The sequence below is a fragment of the Actinoplanes sp. CA-030573 genome (assembly GCF_050951115.1).
Classification (GTDB): Bacteria; Actinomycetota; Actinomycetes; order Mycobacteriales; family Micromonosporaceae; genus Actinoplanes.
This window is the reverse complement of sequence record NZ_CP192038.1, coordinates 7,056,816-7,071,755: the sequence shown is the minus strand read 5'-3', so window position 1 is coordinate 7,071,755 and position 14,940 is coordinate 7,056,816. Positions and strand designations below refer to the sequence as shown.

The window sequence follows — 14,940 nt, the reverse complement described above, 5'->3', positions numbered from 1 at the left end:
TGGTGGCAGTCGTCGCCGGTGTCGTCCGGGGGTAGCGGCGATCGCTGACGCCGATCGCGGGGCCGGAGTAAGGCAGACAATTCTCTTACGGTACGGGCGGCTCCCGGTAATGCATGGCAAACGTGCTGAGCGGGACGCCGTCGCGGACCAGCATCGGTGTCGACTAACTACCGGTCGGCCCTGTCCGGGCGCCCAGCACTCGGGATCCAGGCCGGAACGGTACGCGCACGAGGTCAATGCGACCGGGAGCCGACTTCTTCGCCGGTGGCGATCCCGTCGATGGCCCGCTGTCTTAACGCGGCCAGGCTGGGCTCGTCGCCGTGCCGCAGGTGCTGCATATCCGAGTCGGCCAGCAGTCGCTGCATTCGTAGTTTGGTGTTCCGCTCCAGGTTTCGTGGGGCCGATGACCCGTCGGTTGCCCCAGGAATTGTCGCGTCCGAGTGAATAGTCCGGGCAGAAGGGGGGACGCGTACGAGACTTGTCGGCGAGATGTCTTGGTTAGGCGGGTAATGATGATGGATGGGTGAGGTTGTTCGTCGCGGTCGGATGCAGGGGGTGCAGCCCGTACTGGCGGGGGCTGGGCAGCGGTTGCGCAGGGCGCAGGAGTTGCAGCTCACAGCCGCCGTGCGGCTCGCTCGTGCTGCTCAGGCGCTGGCGGAGTCGGGCCGGAGGTTGGCACGGCCGGGGATGCGAGTCGGTGTAATGCTCGAGATTATGGATGGGGACGACTGGTCCTGGCAGCAGAAAGAGATCGATGCCGAGGTTGCGGTGTCAGCGGCGGCGTTGCAGGCACAACGTGGCCGAAACGCCGGAATCGTCGGCAGCGAGACGGTACGGGCAGAAGCGACATCAGCCCAGGCCGGCGCTTCGAGGCGTTGCCGTTCGGACACCGTCGACCACGACAGACGGAGATCGGCAGAACGCAAACGGTTGGCTGCGGCCCGGCAACGCCACCTGGAGAAGCGAGAACGCGACTTATGCCGCCGAGAGCGTGTGCTCGACGAGCGAGAACGAATCGTTGAGCAGCGTGAACGGGCTGCTGATCAGCGCGAGATCGACGCGCAAATGGCATGGTAGGCCTATGAGTGAAGGCGCCCCCATCACCGACCACGGCATCGACTACGGCCGTGGTCGTCAACAATCCTCCGAGGCCGTCCTGGAGACGTCTTCATCCGCGCCTACCGGTTCAGTTGGGTAGGGGAAAACTCGCCCAGATGTGTTTTGTGGTGTCGGTGGCGTACCAGCCGACCTGAAGGGAGAACGAGCGGGCCAGTTGCAGTCCGCGTCCGCCTGCGTGCTGGGGCCGGGTGTCGGCCAGTTCCGGCACGGTGCTCAGGTCGTGGTCGGCGACGTCGAGGACGAAGCAGTCGTCGGCGCGCAGCAGCCGTATCTCGGTGGGTGGGCGGCCGTGAACGATGGCGTTGGTGGCCAGCTCGGTCGCGACCAGGATCATGCGTTCCGGGACGTCGCCGACGGTGCCGCCGGCCACCAGAGGGTGCCCGGTCAGAGCCTGGTGCAACGCGCCGCGCAGGTGCCGCAGTTGGGTGCTGTCGTCCAGGATCCAGACGTGCAGTTCCTGGGCTTGCGGCGGGGGCGGAGACGTCTGCAGCTCGGGCACGAAAGCGACATTCCCGGTCCGCGGCGGTTCTAAGCTCACGACGCCGGTGCTTTTACGCATGCTCGCCGCTGATCGGCGAGGGCGCGGGTGGGGGAAGCGTGACCTGCACAGTGGTGCCACCGCCAGGGGTGTCGGCGATTCTGATGGTGCCGCCGTGGCGTTCGATGATGCGATGGCAGGTGGCCAGGCCGATGCCGTGCCCGGTCTGGTCCTGCGGGTTGACGCGGGCGAACATGTCGAAGACACGTTCGTGCTGGTCGGCGGGGATGCCGATGCCGTTGTCAGCGACCGTGATCGTGCAGGTGTGGGTGTCGATGGCGGCGCCGATCCGGATGCGGCAGGCGCGTTGAGGGTGCCGATATTTGATGGCGTTGGCGATGATGTTCTGCATCAGCTGCCGCAACAGGGTCGCGTCCCCGTTGACCTGGGGGAGTGCGCTGACGGTGACCTCGGCGCCGCTGGCTTCGATGGCGACCTTGAGGTCGAGCACGGTGTGCTCGACGACTTCCTGCAGGTTCACCGGGCCGGTGCGGCCGGTGCGGTGTCCGGATTGGGCGTAGTCCAGGAGCGCATCGATGAGAGTTTGCATGCGGGTGACCGCGCGAGCGGCCTTGGTGATCCACGTGGCGGCGTCGGGGTCGCCGGCATCGCCGATGGTGTCGAGCAGCTCGAGGTAGCCGTGCACGGCGGCCAGGGGTGCGGCGAGGTCGTGGCTGACCGCGGCGGCGAACTGGGTGAGTTCGGCATTGGAGCGCTGCAGGTCGGTGATGGTGGCGGCGAGTTGGCCGCTGCGGTCGGCCAGGTCTTCGTAGGCGCGTTGCAGAGCCGCGCGCTGGGCTCGCTGGGTGGTGATGTCGTTCATGGCGACGACGGCACCCAGGACGGTGCCGTCCTCGGTGGTGAGACGTCGTCCGGTCGCGGTGACGTGGACGTCGGATCCGTTGCTGGGACGGATGGTCAGCTCCTGGTTGTTGACCTGCCCGTCGCGCAGCGTGCGTTGCAGAGGGGTCTCGTTGTCGGGTAGAGGAGTCAGCCAGCCGGAGGTCAGCAGGGTGTAGCGGCCGGTGACGTCGGCGGGGTCGACGTCCGGGTCGGTGTCCAGGCCGTGCCAGCGGCGCGCGGCCCGGTTGAACAGGGTGAGATGGCCGGCGGGGTCGGCGGCGGCGACCGCGACATCGATGGTGTCCAGAACGGTGTTGATGAACGCCTCCCGGCGTTGTGCCTGTGCGGCGAGGCGCGCGTGGTGCAGGGTTTCCCGGCGTCGTTCGAGCAGGGCGACCGCTACCTTCGCGGCGTCGTCGAGGGCGGCTAGCTGGTCGCCGGTGAGGTGCCGCGGGACGGTGTCGAACACGCACAGGGTGCCCAGACTGTGGCCGTCCGTGGTGATCAGCGGAACGGATGTGTAGAAGCGGACGGCGCCGAGTTTCCCGGTGACCCACGGATTGCAGGCGTAGACAGGGTCGGCGGAGGCGTCCGGGACGTGGACCGTTTCACCGTCGAGGAACCGCAGCGCGCACATCGAGTCGCCGCGGGAGCAGGCTGTGCCCCGGAAACCGACGGCGCCCAGTGGGCGCTGCTGGTCGCCGTCGATCAGGTTAAGAGTCCCGGTGGGTACGCCGGCGAGAGTGGTGGCCATGCGGACCACCGCAGTCAGCTCGGCGTCGAGCGGCGCGTCGAAAAGGTGGTAGTCCTCGAGCGCGGCAAGGCGCCGGCTTTCCCGGCTATCTGCCACGACCGCTGCGGACGTCACCTCTGCCTATCGGCACAGTCAACGTGATGCTGAGCGACTGCGCCCTGACGGCTGGCCATCCCGTGCACTGCGGGCCGCCCGGCCCACCGGCGCCATGATCATCACCGAAGCATCATGACCGGAGGCGGACCTCGTCACCGAGCGTTCCTTCGGCGCGCATTGGGGGCAAGGGTTGCCATCTCGGGCGAGCGGCTGCGTATCCTTCTATCGGGCGCGATGCGCGCGGATCGCTGCGGGCTACGTTCTCCGCAGCCCGGGCGTCCCGGCCCACCGGCAGCCCCCGCGAGGTGGCCCGGGCCGGCGCACCCCATCCGGTTGACGACAACGCGGCCGGCCAGGCGTTGCGCACGATGGCGGACGTGGTGCCAAGCTTGAGCCGCGCCGTAGTACTCGGCTCCTCTACCGATCCTGCCGGCGCCGCGGCGTGGCTGCCGCGCAGCGCGGACGTCGCCCGCCGCGCCGCGTACGCCGCGATCCTGACGCCGGATTCGGGCGGCAAGCCGTTTCGGGGCGAGAACTGTCCTGCGGTGATGACGCCGGACTACGCGGCGGCGCTGTGCCGGGACGGACACGGTGAAGTCGTACGGACCGGGGACCGGGCGGTGGTGGCGTCGATCGGCCGCGTGCTGCTGCAACGACTGGCGCCGTGATCGCAAACGCTAGTGTCGAAGGAACAAAGGGCCGAGAACGCGGTGATTGAGCCCGCGAGGATGCGGGCATATTGCGCCCGCCATCGTCGTACCTCACCCGGAGTTGAAGATGATCAATCCGCGAGTCACCTTGGACGCCGACTCCCTGGGACCGGTCGGGCAGCGCTTGCGCAAGCCCTTGGAGGATCAGCTTACCTCAGCACTGCAGCACGCTACTCACACGGTCGAGGACCACTACACCGGCGAAAGCGTTCCGGAAGTTGCCCAGGAGCTACTGGTCGAGACGCGGGGCGGCCTGCACCCGGACATCGCCGCGGGCTTCGAGCCGGACGGAGCGCAGCTCACCGCGGTCGCGGCGGCCATCGTCGAAGAACACCGGTAAACGCTTCCGCGGGGCACCATCCGATCGCGCGGCTGGTTGAACGCGCGGACGACCGTCCCCGTCGCCCGACACCCGCTGGACGCGACGAAGCCGATCGCAGCCGCCCCTGACGCCAGCCTTACCGCGTTTCCTGACCTGCTCCCGCTCCGCCGGCCCCCGCTCGTCCGGACCCGATCAGGGCGATGGGCGCTGAGCCGGTGCGGCACCCACCGCACTGAGCACCTGCAGCAATCCCGTGATCTCCAGCGAGCGACGAGTAATACCGACCACATTGACCACTTGGAAAGCCGCACCGTGCCGCAGCGCACTCTCCCGGGCGCGTAACAGGGCGTAGATGCCGGAAGTGTCACAGAACCGCAAGTTTGCGAGGTCAACGATCAGCCGGTCAAGCGGTCCGCGTTCGAGAGTGGCCCCGACCTGCTGGTCCAGGTCACCGGCGGTGGCCATGTCGAGCTCACCGTCGATCACCAAGCGGGTCCCGCCACCACCATCGTCATAGAAGGCGATGTCCATAGCTGCTCCGTCCCGCTGACCGCATCGACGAGTCAGTCACGACGCCGAACGCTCGGGACTCTCGCAGCGCGCTGCCCGACTATGGTACGTATGTCCAGCCAGAAGTCAGGTCTTTCCCGATCACCTGTCGCCGCGTTTGCGTCACGCCAGCACATCCCTGCTGTCTGCATCGACCAAAATTGACGGGCCTCGCGCTTAGCGGGCCGTACCACCGGTTACCTGGTCACCGCGAGGCGGTAACCGACCTAACCCGGTTCAGTGACAGCAGGTGTAGTGAGCGTCCGCCATCGATGAGAGGCTGAACCGATGACGGAGCAAGCCGAGCAGACGGTACGCCGGCACGCCATCCACATCACCGGCGTCCCAGAGGGTCAGCCGATGATCTTCGCCCATGGCTACGGCTGTGACCAGAACATGTGGCGGCTGGTAGCGCCGTTCTTCACCGAAAGTTACCGAGTCGTACTGTTCGACCACGTCGGGGTCGGCCGCTCGGACCTGAGTGCCTACGACGACGCCCGTTACGCCAGCCTGGACGGCTACGCCTGCGATGTGTTGCAGATCGTGCACGATCTCGACCTGCACGATGTGATCTTCGTCGGGCACTCGGTCAGTGCCATGATCGGCATGCTGGCAGCGATCCGGGAACCCGAACGTTTCGCCCACCTCATCCTCGTCGGCCCCTCGCCGTCCTACATCGACGACGGTGACTACATTGGAGGTTTCAGCCGCAGCGACATCGAACAGATGATGCACGCGCTGGACAGTAACTATCTGGGCTGGTCCAGTGCGATCGCGCCGATGATCATGGCGAATCCGCAGCGGCCGGAGCTGAGCCAGGAGCTGGTCAACAGTTTTTGTGCCACGGACCCGGACATCGCCAAGAAGTTCGCCCGGGTCACGTTCCTGTCCGACAACCGCAAGGACCTGGCCGCGGTAAGCACGCCTTCGCTGGTCATGCAGTGCACCGACGACATCATCGCCCCTCGCCCGGTGGGGGAGTACGTGAACGCTCACCTGCGCCAGAGCGCGATGGTGGTCATGAACGCCACGGGGCATTGCCCCAACCTCAGCGCCCCGGAAGAAACCATCGAGGTCATGACGGCGTACCTGAACGGCCGCTAGCACGCAGCACAGGGGCATGCCGGCAACGCGACTCTGCTGAAGCGCGGCGGGCGGCACGCCAGGCGCGGGCGCTTACTCCTCGGCCTGGCGATACCGCCTCGCAGCATGCTGCCGGCTGCTGTTAAGACTTGAAAGCGTCCTTCACGTTCTCAACGGCCTGCTTGAGCTTCGAGCTGCTCTGGTCCGCCTTACCCTCAGCCTCGAGCTGCTCATCGTCGGTGGCCTTGCCGACTCCCTCTTTTACCTTGCCGCCGAACTCCTCGGCCTTGTTGTCAACCTTGTCATCGAACGCCATGCCGGCCCTCCTGAATGCCGAAGTGTCTGGTTGACGGGTACCCGACTTGTCCGGCGGGCAATCATCGACGATGTCCGGCGCACGGGGGCAGGACCGGGCAACGCAAAACCTCAGCAGGGCAGTTCCCTGCGTCAGGTCACAAGGTTTTGCCGGCCCCATATTGAGCCACATGCACGGCTCGGCTGGCCGAACGGCGTAGCTCGGTCCACTTCGTCGCCTATTCACCTGTCCCGAGCGGGTCCGTACTCTGTGCGCTCGGGCTCGAGAGCCGACGGCCGTACGTCTGGGTCGGTCCTGCGTGATCCGGCCGCCTGTTCCTACCGCCCGTTCGCAGCCGCATCATCGAGTTCGAGCTACGCGATCGAGGTCAAGGCGTCAGGACGATCCGTCCGCCGACCGAACCGCTCTCGAGTCGACGGTGAGCCTCAGCCGCCCGGGCGAGAGGGAGGGCCTCGACGCGGACGTCGAGCAATCCTTGTTCGATGGCCCGCCGTGCGGCCTGGACCGCCAGGGGCACCTGCTCGGGGTGGGATGGCAGATAGAAGCCGGCGGCGAAACCGGCCAGCGACAAATTGCTGCCCCACAGGCCAGTCGTGGATACCGTGTGCCCCCAATCACCGCTGGCGTTGCCGACCAGGAGCATCCGCCCCATCGGAGCCATCACCGCGAGACTATCGGTGCGCACCTGTCCGCCGACCGGATCGACCACCACGTCGAAGCGTTCGTTGCCGACCTCGGCCGCCAGGTCGGCGCTGGAAACGAGCCGGTCGTAGGGCAAGGCGGTCGGGCGTACACCCCCGCGTACGGTGCCCACCACCCTTTCCGCGCCCAGAAGGCGGGCGACACCAGGGAATGCGGAAGCCAGGCCGCCGAGAGCCCCGTGCACCAGAACCCGTTCTCCCGGCTGCAGGTGCGCCGCCCGACTCAGCGCCAGATAGGCAGTAGCGGCATTGGGCACGACCGCTACCGCCACCGCGGGATCCACCTCGGTTTCGGACAAGTCGGCCACCATCGCCGCGTCGACGACGGCAATGGAGGCGTACCCGTTGTCAGCGCCGGTGCCGGACAGCGTGACCACCGGCTGGCCGACCTGGAAAGCGCGTACTCCCGGGCCCAGTGCTCGCACCGTGCCGGCTACTTCAAGTCCGGGCACGAATGGCGGCTGTGGGAGGCCGGGGAAGTCTCGGTAGAGCCCCTGGCGGATGTAGACGTCGATCAGTCCGACGGCGGCGTAACTGACGTTGATCGAGATCTGACCCGGTCCCGGTAGCGGATCTGGTAGCTCGGACAGAGTAAAGACGTCGGGGTCGCCGAACTGTGTGACCACTGCAGCCTGCATGGCCGCCTCCTTCATTAACGCAATCCAATTGCGTTAACTCACCGTACCGTACCCGGCATGCGTAAAGTTCATGGGATGCATCACCGTGCCCGGTCCGCGGAGGCCAAACAACGCCGCGCCGAAGATCTGCTGGCAGCGGCCCGTGACCTGGCCGCCGAAAGAGGCGGGGTACGCCACCTCACGCTCGCCGCGGTCACGGCGGCGGCCGGCCTGCACCCGTCTGCAGTGCGACGCTACTTCGCCAGCCGAGAAGAGCTGCTGCTCGAACTCGCCGAACGTGAATGGAAACAGTGGAGCGACGCGGTCACCACCCGCCTCGCCGATCAGCGAGCCCTCACCCCGGCCGAGACCGCGACGCTGGTGAGCAGCACTCTCGCCGCCCAGCCGCTGTTCTGCGACCTGCTCACTCATGTGCCGCTGAGCCTCGAGGGCGATGTCGATCTCGAGCGCGCGCGACGCTACAAGACCCGATCGTTCGAGGCATATGACGCGATCGTCGAGGCGCTGACCGTAGCAGGCACGATGAGCGCGGCCCAGATCCAGGATCTGATCACCACGGCCCTGGGGGTCACCGCCAACCTCTGGCAGATCGCGCACCCCACCCCGACCTTGGCCCAGCTCTACGCCCAGCAGGCCCGGTGGCGACACGCCGCACTTGACTTCGAGCCTCGCCTCACACGGCTGCTCCGAGCTGCTGCCATCGGCCTCGCCGACTACTCGCGCCGTACTCCTTGACGAACAAGCCCCAGCAGCACCGCCTGCGCCAGGACCTACCCGGCCTACACCTGCAACCGGCCGCAGACAGGGACAATCTCAACGCGAGCCGAGAAACGTGATGCTCGCCGCCACAGCACTTCCGCGTACTTAACGGCCCGGATCAGAGGGCAGATCTGCCCCTGACCAGCATCGAGCCATTCTGCGCTTCGAGCGCTCACCGCCAACTCCCCACGCGAGGCCGGCCCTCCACGGATCGAGGTGGTCGCACCGGAGGATCTGATCAACAGGTAGCGCTGGCGAAAGGCTGTGTAGACCGTCGGCGATGGCCGGTGCAGCGGGATGTAGATCGGCGTTGCGGCCATGGCGGCGAGCGGCGCCGATCGCGGATGCGCCAAAGATGGGGCCCAGCGTCGGTGCAGAAACTTCCCTGGCCGAGCGCCGGACGGCCAGACTCGCCGGCTCAGCTACCGGCCGACATCGGTCACGACCGGTTGTCGCCGGAGTCAGGCGTCGGACATTCCGCGCGAGGCGAGGCGAACGGCTACCCAGGGCTCACGAATACGGCGCATCACAGCTCAGGTAGAAGCTGGTCGAGGGCGTCGACCCGGTCACGTTCGCCGTGCGGAAGCAGATGCCCGTAGGTGTCGAACGTCGTCTTTATCGACGCATGCCCGAGTCGAAGCTGGATCATGTAAAAATCCCAGCCGGCCGCGATCAGAAACGCCACATGCGAATGCCGCAGGTCATGAAAACGGGGCTTCGCATGCAGCCGAGTCGAACACCCGCACGCCGACACTGCTATCAGGCCGAGGCGTCCTGTGGTCCCACCCACGGGCGGATGCAGCCGGCAGCGCTGCGCGGCGGCGACCGCGGGACGCCAATACCGGTGTCGCAAGCTCCCGGCATCCCACGGGCCACCCCAGGGCGCGGCGAAAACCAGCTGCTCCGGATGCTTGCCCGCGAGCCAGCCGCCGAACAGCTGCGCCGTGTGCGGCGACAGCAAAATCGAGCGCCGCGACCTCGGAGTCTTCACCGGCCCGAACTCGCCTGTGCGGGACAACGCCTGCTCGACGTGCACCGCCGGGCTCGGCACATCCAGGCGCACATGCCTAACCTTCAAGCCGAGCAATTCGCCCAGCCGCATCCCGGTGCTGAGCGCGGCCAGCACGAGCGGCCGGATCGGCTCCTGGCAGCAGCGCAGAAGAATCGCGGCCTGCTCCCTGTCGAGTAGGCACGCTTGCCACGGCGTGATACGCGGCAGGCCGTTGCTGCGCAGCCCCTCGGGGCGGCGCGTCGGGTTGTCCGGCCGATACCGCGGGACCGCGTCGCGCAGGACCTGACTCAACACCGTCCAGTGCTTTCGCACGCTCGACGGCCGTAGCTGCTGAGCGAGGGCGGCCTTCCACGGATCCAGGTGTTCGAGCCGGGTGATGTCGGCGACCCGTAGATCTCCGAGATCACGGGCGACCCGGCGGCGCAGCAGCCGCGCGTACTCGTAGTGGGTGCCCGGGCTGACGTCGATCTTCATGGCGATCCAGCGCTCGATCCAGTCGCGTAGCAGCGGCGACGCCGCCCGTACGGCCTTGGGCGACTGCGGGTCGATGGCCGCGTACACCTCCCCACTGGTGACCCGATGGCGCCGCGATTCGATGTAGTGCCTGGCCGCGATCGCCGTCATCCCCGACGGGTCGCGGAAGGTGCAGCACTGATGCTCGCCGGAGGAGCGCCAGCGCAAGCAGAACGATTCTTTTCGTTGCGTCAGGTAAGCCATGACCCGAGCGTTCCTCGCGAACACCGCAGCCCGTGTACCCCGAATGTGCGCTGTCACCCGGGCTGGTTCTCGACGGCCGGCAACATTGCCCGCAACGGGTGGACGCCGACGCCCCGTTCGAGTGCCACCGCGCCGCAGCCGCTCACACGGCGGCCGGCCGTATCGCCGGCGGCGGCACCCCGGCCTGGCCTCGGAGGCCGACGCAGGGATCGTGATTTCACCGACGGCGGTGACGGATGAACGATCGGCCCGCCTGTACCGCTGCTCTGGTGGAGCTTGGCGAGCACCTTGGCTTTCTGGCGCCGGCCGGACGCAAAAACGCTCGGCGATAACAGCATAGGGATACATTATGGACTGATCTCGGTGTGGCCATGCCCGAAATTCGAGGTCATCGGCGTCGCGCGGACGGCGAGGGCGATGGGTGCGGCCTGGTCGACGGACGAAGCGGCCTTACTGCTCCACAATCTGCAAGCAGGTGTGTCGCTTGGTGGGCTGACCACGCAGCTCGGCCGCACGGCCGGAGCGATCACGCTGCGACTCAACTACATGATCCCCGCCGAACAGAACATCGATCCCGGTGCGGCGATGGCCTGGCTACTTGCCCGCTTCGCGGTAGAGCCCGGCTACGACTGGCGGGCCGTCCTGACTGCCCCGTGGGCGCGACCGCCACAACCGGTCGAGCTTGCCGCCTCCCACCTCTTCTCGCCGCCTGATCAGTCGTCCAGCCGTGCCGCGGTCACAACGTCGAGAGCGGCCAAGAGCGGCGGCCGAGCAGATACGCCGGATCTGGCAGGCGTCGTCGGCACTGTCCTGAGCCTGCAACGCGAGCAGCTGTTCACCGCCCATCCCGACCTTCACATGATCGGCTATTTCCCGGAGGAACGGATCGGTACGGCTGGCGAGCAACTCTATCGACGCGCCGGAGGGCTGCGGATTTCCTCATGGCTGCGCGAATGCACCGTCGACGGCGGCGCCACGACGAGTCTCACCTCCCGGATCGGACGCCGCCATCTTCATGCGAGATCTGCTCGACGCAGCGGCGGCGGCCTCGCCGCACCGCGAAGCCAGCGCATCATCGTCGAGCGGCTGGGCCTGCACGGCGACCCCGCCCGGACGCTGGCCGCTGTCGCCACCGACCTGTCGCTGAGCCGCGAGCGGGTCAGGCAACTGCAGGAACAGGCGTTCGCACACTTGCGGCGCCGCCACCGGCCGCCCAAACCGGCACAGTACGTCGGCCAGATCTTCGCTGACGTTCTCAATCAAGCAGGCGACGTCGGGGTCGATCTGCTGCACGCGGTGCTCGCCGTCACCGACGCCGCCGCGCTGAGCGGGCCCGACGCTCTGCTGGTCCGCACCATCGCCGCGCTGACGCGGCGCAACGACCAGGTCATGAGGCAGGTCGCGGCCGACGTCGAAGAGCTGGCCGCCTTACGCTGCGCCAAAGCCGCCCGTGCCGCTGGCGACGCCGCGGCGATCGAGCGTGCCAGCCGACATGTGGCCATCATGCTCGACGACGCCGAATGGCCTGACACCCCGGTGCTCCTGCCGGACTCCTCGCTCATCCGGCCGTTACGAACTACCCCACAGGACAGGGAAGGCGCCGGCACCTGGACGTCACCGGCCCGGTCATGGATCAATAAACCCGACGACAAGGACCTCGGAGAGACTCACCGCCGCAGCCGCTAGAAGCCTTCCACCAGCACAAAGCTCAAGAAAATGAAGAAGATGTCTCACTGGACTTGACGGGTTCCGCCGTAGGCAACGTGGTCTTCTCGACGGCCGTGGCCAGATTCGCCCACAGATGCCAGCGGTCGCTGGCCTGCACCGCTTGGGGTGCTCCGGTACGGATCGCCTCGGCGTAGCCCGCCGACCCGTCGCGGCACACCACCTGCACGCCGGGATGTTCCTGCAGCCACACGGCGAGGGTGCCGGCCTTGCGGTCGGGCAGCACATCGACACGGCGATGGGTGACCGCATCGATCAGCAACGTCGCATAGCGGCGGCTCTGGGGCAGCGCGAAGGTGTCCACGCTGAGCACGGTCGGCACCGCAGGCTCGGGGATCGGCGCCGCCATCAGCACCCGCAGCACCGTGCTACGCGAAACTCGAGCGCCGACCCGGGCCGGCGGCCGCACCGGCCCGGCACATGAGCGTCTGTTTAAAGGGCTCAGGCTTCGGGGATGATCAGTCCGAATCCGTCTGCGCTGATCGATGCGGGGTCGATGCCGCCGCGTTCGCCGGTCTTCAGGGCGTCGATCGCGGCGATCTGTTCGGTGGTGAGCTGGAAGTCGAACACGGCGAAGTTCTCGGCGATGCGCTGCGGTCGGACCGACTTGGGAATGGCCGAGCGGCCTTGCTGCAGGTGCCAGCGGATCATCACTTGTGCGGCGGTTTTGCCGTGGGCGGCGGCGATGTCGAGGATCGTGGGGTCGGCGAAGGTGGGACGGGTCCCGCCGCGGTAGCTGGTGATCCCGCCGATTGGGGACCACGCCTGGGTGAGGGTGCCCAGTTCGGCGTCGGCGGTCTGCACATCGGGCTGTGTGTAGTAGGGGTGCAGCTCGATCTGGTTCACCGCCGGGACGATCTCGGTGCGGTTGCGCAGTTCGGCGAGCAACTCGGGGGTGAAGTTGGAGACGCCGATGGCGCGGACGCGGCCGTCGGCGAGGAGTTGTTCCAGCGCCCGGTAGGCGTCGATGGTGGTGTCGAAGGCGGTGGGGACGGGCTGGTGCAGCAGGAGCAGGTCGAGTTGGTCGACGTCGAGTTTGGCTGCGCTCTTCTCGAAGGCGTGCAGGGTTTTGTCGTAGCCGTAGTCGGTGACCCAGATCTTCGTCTCGATGAACACCTCGGCGCGGTCGACGCCGGATCGGCGGATGGCGTCGCCGACCTCGCGTTCGTTGCCGTACGCGGCGGCGGTGTCGATTAGGCGGTAGCCCGTGGCCAACGCTGCGGTGACGGCGTCGGTGGTGGCCTCGGGCGCGGTCTGGAAGACCCCCAGTCCGAGGGCGGGCATCTCAACACCGTTGTTCAGCTTGATCATCATGGTCATAGTCCCAGCGTAGGAGTGGTTGTGGTGGTGAGGCAGACCGTGTCAGTGACCCTCTGAAAGGGTCAGGTTTTAGCTGTGCAGGCCGGTCGTGGTCAGCCATCGGGTGATCTGTTGCGCGGCGTCGGTGACCTGTTCGCCGCGCACGGCGAGGCCGTCGCCGACCGTGGCGCCGGGTGCCGCCGCGCGGTAGAGGTCGGTGGTGCTGCCGAGGCCGCTGACGGCGTAGGTTACGAACGGCAGGATGGTCTTGCCGCGCAGGTCGACCCGGTCGAGGAACGTGTTCATGATCATCGGTGGGCGTAGGTTCCAGATGGGGCTGCCGAGCAGCACGACGTCGTAGGCGGCGAGGTTCGGTAGTGGCCGGGCGATGGCGGGGCGGGCGTTCGTGTCCTGTTCACGAACGTTGCGGGCGACGGTGTCGTCGTAGCTGGCCGGGTAGGGGTCGGACGCTTCGATGCGGTAGACGGTGCAGCGGAGCCGGTCGGCGAGCATGCCGGCGAGGGCTTCGGTGTTGCCGATCGTGAGGGTGCGCCGGCCACCGTTCCAGTAGTTTTCCCCGGGGCGGGAGAAGTAGGCGATCAGCAGGTTCGGCGAGTTCATGGTGACTGCGTTCGCGGACGGGCTGATGGCGGGTGCGGGGGTGCCGGGGGTGCACGCGGCGGCGGCTGTCGCGCCGCTGAGCAGACTCGCCGCGCGTAGCACGCCACGCCTGGTCAGCGTCATGGTTAAAAGTAGGTGGGTTCGCGGGGGGTGTAGGGGCTCTCCAGGGCGTTGACCTCGTCGTCGGTCAGGGTGATGTCCAGCGCCGCGACCGCGTCGGTGAGGTGGGTGTCCTTGGTGGCGCCGGCGATCACGGTGCTGACGACCGGGTTCCGCAGCACCCAGGCCAGGGCTACGGAGGCCATGGCGACGCCGCGCTGTTTCGCGATCTGTTCGACGGCGTCGACGATGGCTTTGTCGCTGTCGAGGAAGATCGGCCGGCCGTGCTGGTCGACGGTGAAGTTCTCTTGGGAGCGGGTGGTGCCGGCCTGGCCCCAGGGGCGGGCGAGCAGGCCGGCGGCCAGGGGGCTCCAGGGCATGCTGGCCACGCCCTGGTCGGCGAGCAGCCCGAACATTTCGCGTTCCTCTTCGCGCTGGGCGAGGTTGTACTGGTCCTGCATGGAGATGAACCGGGTCCAGCCGTTGAGCTGGGCGGCGGTCTGCAGTTTCGCGAACTGCCAGGCGTACATGCTGGACGCGCCGATGTAGCGGACCCGGCCCGATGTGACCACGTCGTGCAGGGCTTGCATGGTCTCCTCGACGGGGACTTCTGGGTCGAAGCGGTGGATCTGCAACAGGTCGATGTAGTCGGTGCCGAGCTGGGCCAGCGACGCGTCGGTCTGCTCGAAGATCGCCTTGCGGGATAGCCCGGATCCGCCGGGGCCGTCGTGCATCGGCCAGTACAGTTTCGTGGCGAGCACGATTTTCTCGCGGGTCGTGTACTTTTTGACGGCCCGGCCGAGGATTTGTTCGGATGAGCCGTAGGCGTAGGCGTTGGCGGTGTCCCAGAAGGTGATGCCCAGCTCGACCGCGCGGCGCAGCAGTGGCTGGGCGGCGTCCTCGCCGAGGCTCCAGCCCCACATCGTCCCCGGCTCGCCGATGCTCATGCCGCCGAGCGTGATGCGGCTGACCTTCAGGCCGGAGTTACCCAGGCGCGTGTATTCCATGGTTTTCCCTTTCGAGGAACAAAGTGTGAGCG

At 67.4% G+C, this 14,940-nt stretch carries 16 protein-coding genes and 1 pseudogene; 6 read left to right on the top strand and 11 right to left on the bottom strand.

Annotated features, from left to right (window positions below):
* Nucleotides 1-233 precede the first annotated feature (233 nt).
* Entirely contained in the window at nucleotides 234-365 is a 132-nt protein-coding gene (locus ACQP2F_RS32500) for a hypothetical protein (protein ID WP_433294205.1), read from the bottom strand.
* Between the two features lie 349 nt (nucleotides 366-714).
* On the opposite strand from ACQP2F_RS32500, the gene ACQP2F_RS32495 reads away from it, so the two are divergent.
* The gene (locus tag ACQP2F_RS32495; RefSeq protein WP_433294203.1) at nucleotides 715-1,077 is read left to right on the top strand and encodes a hypothetical protein; all 363 of its coding nucleotides are present in this window, start codon (nucleotides 715-717) and stop codon (nucleotides 1,075-1,077) included.
* 109 nt (nucleotides 1,078-1,186) lie between these two features.
* Here the strand turns inward: ACQP2F_RS32495 and ACQP2F_RS32490 are convergent, their stop codons facing one another.
* Nucleotides 1,187-1,618: an ATP-binding protein gene (locus ACQP2F_RS32490; RefSeq protein ID WP_433294201.1), complete on the bottom strand. Its 432-nt coding sequence runs from the start codon at nucleotides 1,616-1,618 to the stop codon at nucleotides 1,187-1,189.
* Nucleotides 1,619-1,670: 52 nt separating this feature from the next.
* Nucleotides 1,671-3,350 (bottom strand): GAF domain-containing sensor histidine kinase, encoded by a 1,680-nt coding sequence (locus ACQP2F_RS32485; RefSeq protein WP_433294198.1) that lies wholly within the window; start codon nucleotides 3,348-3,350, stop codon nucleotides 1,671-1,673.
* A gap of 305 nt (nucleotides 3,351-3,655) precedes the next feature.
* Between ACQP2F_RS32485 and ACQP2F_RS32480 the strand changes: the two genes are divergently transcribed.
* Together ACQP2F_RS32480 and ACQP2F_RS32475 are read left to right on the top strand one after the other, a co-directional pair.
* On the top strand, nucleotides 3,656-4,018 hold the full coding sequence (locus tag ACQP2F_RS32480) for a hypothetical protein (protein WP_433294196.1): 363 nt from the start codon (nucleotides 3,656-3,658) through the stop codon (nucleotides 4,016-4,018).
* Between the two features lie 109 nt (nucleotides 4,019-4,127).
* A complete protein-coding gene (locus ACQP2F_RS32475) occupies nucleotides 4,128-4,400 on the top strand; it encodes a hypothetical protein (RefSeq protein WP_433294194.1) in 273 nt (90 codons plus the stop codon).
* A 174-nt stretch (nucleotides 4,401-4,574) separates the two neighbouring features.
* On the opposite strand, the gene ACQP2F_RS32470 is transcribed toward ACQP2F_RS32475, so the two are convergent.
* Nucleotides 4,575-4,913: an STAS domain-containing protein gene (locus ACQP2F_RS32470; protein WP_433294192.1), complete on the bottom strand. Its 339-nt coding sequence runs from the start codon at nucleotides 4,911-4,913 to the stop codon at nucleotides 4,575-4,577.
* 306 nt (nucleotides 4,914-5,219) lie between these two features.
* Between ACQP2F_RS32470 and ACQP2F_RS32465 the strand changes: the two genes are divergently transcribed.
* Nucleotides 5,220-6,035 carry an alpha/beta fold hydrolase gene (locus ACQP2F_RS32465; protein WP_433294189.1) on the top strand — a complete coding sequence of 272 codons (816 nt, stop codon included), beginning with the start codon at nucleotides 5,220-5,222 and terminating at the stop codon, nucleotides 6,033-6,035.
* 121 nt (nucleotides 6,036-6,156) lie between these two features.
* Here the strand turns inward: ACQP2F_RS32465 and ACQP2F_RS32460 are convergent, their stop codons facing one another.
* Complete coding sequence (locus ACQP2F_RS32460; protein WP_433294187.1) at nucleotides 6,157-6,330, bottom strand: CsbD family protein; 174 nt, start codon at nucleotides 6,328-6,330, stop codon at nucleotides 6,157-6,159.
* A gap of 367 nt (nucleotides 6,331-6,697) precedes the next feature.
* Entirely contained in the window at nucleotides 6,698-7,669 is a 972-nt protein-coding gene (locus ACQP2F_RS32455; RefSeq protein WP_433294185.1) for a quinone oxidoreductase family protein, read from the bottom strand.
* Between the two features lie 75 nt (nucleotides 7,670-7,744).
* Here ACQP2F_RS32455 and ACQP2F_RS32450 point away from each other — a divergent pair, with 75 nt between their 5' ends.
* Nucleotides 7,745-8,404, top strand: coding sequence for a TetR family transcriptional regulator (locus ACQP2F_RS32450; RefSeq protein WP_433294183.1), 660 nt, complete (start codon nucleotides 7,745-7,747; stop codon nucleotides 8,402-8,404).
* A 550-nt stretch (nucleotides 8,405-8,954) separates the two neighbouring features.
* On the opposite strand, the gene ACQP2F_RS32445 is transcribed toward ACQP2F_RS32450, so the two are convergent.
* Nucleotides 8,955-10,157 (bottom strand): tyrosine-type recombinase/integrase, encoded by a 1,203-nt coding sequence (locus ACQP2F_RS32445; protein WP_433294181.1) that lies wholly within the window; start codon nucleotides 10,155-10,157, stop codon nucleotides 8,955-8,957.
* Nucleotides 10,158-10,433: 276 nt separating this feature from the next.
* Here ACQP2F_RS32445 and ACQP2F_RS32440 point away from each other — a divergent pair, with 276 nt between their 5' ends.
* A complete protein-coding gene (locus ACQP2F_RS32440) occupies nucleotides 10,434-11,843 on the top strand; it encodes a sigma factor-like helix-turn-helix DNA-binding protein (protein ID WP_433294179.1) in 1,410 nt (469 codons plus the stop codon).
* A 100-nt stretch (nucleotides 11,844-11,943) separates the two neighbouring features.
* On the opposite strand, the pseudogene ACQP2F_RS32435 reads toward ACQP2F_RS32440, so the two are convergent.
* The 4 genes and pseudogenes from ACQP2F_RS32435 to ACQP2F_RS32420 all read right to left on the bottom strand — a co-directional run.
* Nucleotides 11,944-12,258 (bottom strand): annotated as a pseudogene (locus ACQP2F_RS32435) (ISL3 family transposase); the annotation flags it as partial.
* A gap of 65 nt (nucleotides 12,259-12,323) precedes the next feature.
* Complete coding sequence (locus ACQP2F_RS32430) at nucleotides 12,324-13,202, bottom strand: aldo/keto reductase (protein ID WP_433294177.1); 879 nt, start codon at nucleotides 13,200-13,202, stop codon at nucleotides 12,324-12,326.
* Between the two features lie 69 nt (nucleotides 13,203-13,271).
* Nucleotides 13,272-13,925 carry a flavodoxin gene (locus tag ACQP2F_RS32425; protein WP_433294175.1) on the bottom strand — a complete coding sequence of 218 codons (654 nt, stop codon included), beginning with the start codon at nucleotides 13,923-13,925 and terminating at the stop codon, nucleotides 13,272-13,274.
* A 2-nt stretch (nucleotides 13,926-13,927) separates the two neighbouring features.
* Nucleotides 13,928-14,908, bottom strand: a complete 981-nt coding sequence (locus tag ACQP2F_RS32420; protein ID WP_433294173.1) for an aldo/keto reductase — start codon at nucleotides 14,906-14,908, stop codon at nucleotides 13,928-13,930.
* Nucleotides 14,909-14,940 lie beyond the last annotated feature (32 nt).

Bases quoted from the DNA above. Each gene is read 5' to 3' on its own strand.
- ACQP2F_RS32455 (WP_433294185.1), bottom strand. From the start codon at position 7,669: ATGCAGGCTGCAGTGGTCACACAGTTCGGCGACCCCGACGTCTTTACT.
- ACQP2F_RS32420 (WP_433294173.1), bottom strand. From the start codon at position 14,908: ATGGAATACACGCGCCTGGGTAACTCCGGCCTGAAGGTCAGCCGCATC.
- ACQP2F_RS32430 (WP_433294177.1), bottom strand. From the start codon at position 13,202: ATGACCATGATGATCAAGCTGAACAACGGTGTTGAGATGCCCGCCCTC.
- ACQP2F_RS32495 (WP_433294203.1), top strand. From the start codon at position 715: ATGGATGGGGACGACTGGTCCTGGCAGCAGAAAGAGATCGATGCCGAG.
- ACQP2F_RS32465 (WP_433294189.1), top strand. From the start codon at position 5,220: ATGACGGAGCAAGCCGAGCAGACGGTACGCCGGCACGCCATCCACATC.
- ACQP2F_RS32450 (WP_433294183.1), top strand. From the start codon at position 7,745: ATGCATCACCGTGCCCGGTCCGCGGAGGCCAAACAACGCCGCGCCGAA.
- ACQP2F_RS32445 (WP_433294181.1), bottom strand. From the start codon at position 10,157: ATGGCTTACCTGACGCAACGAAAAGAATCGTTCTGCTTGCGCTGGCGC.
- ACQP2F_RS32425 (WP_433294175.1), bottom strand. From the start codon at position 13,925: ATGACGCTGACCAGGCGTGGCGTGCTACGCGCGGCGAGTCTGCTCAGC.
- ACQP2F_RS32460 (WP_433294187.1), bottom strand. From the start codon at position 6,330: ATGGCGTTCGATGACAAGGTTGACAACAAGGCCGAGGAGTTCGGCGGC.
- ACQP2F_RS32470 (WP_433294192.1), bottom strand. From the start codon at position 4,913: ATGGACATCGCCTTCTATGACGATGGTGGTGGCGGGACCCGCTTGGTG.
- ACQP2F_RS32500 (WP_433294205.1), bottom strand. From the start codon at position 365: ATGCAGCGACTGCTGGCCGACTCGGATATGCAGCACCTGCGGCACGGC.
- ACQP2F_RS32475 (WP_433294194.1), top strand. From the start codon at position 4,128: ATGATCAATCCGCGAGTCACCTTGGACGCCGACTCCCTGGGACCGGTC.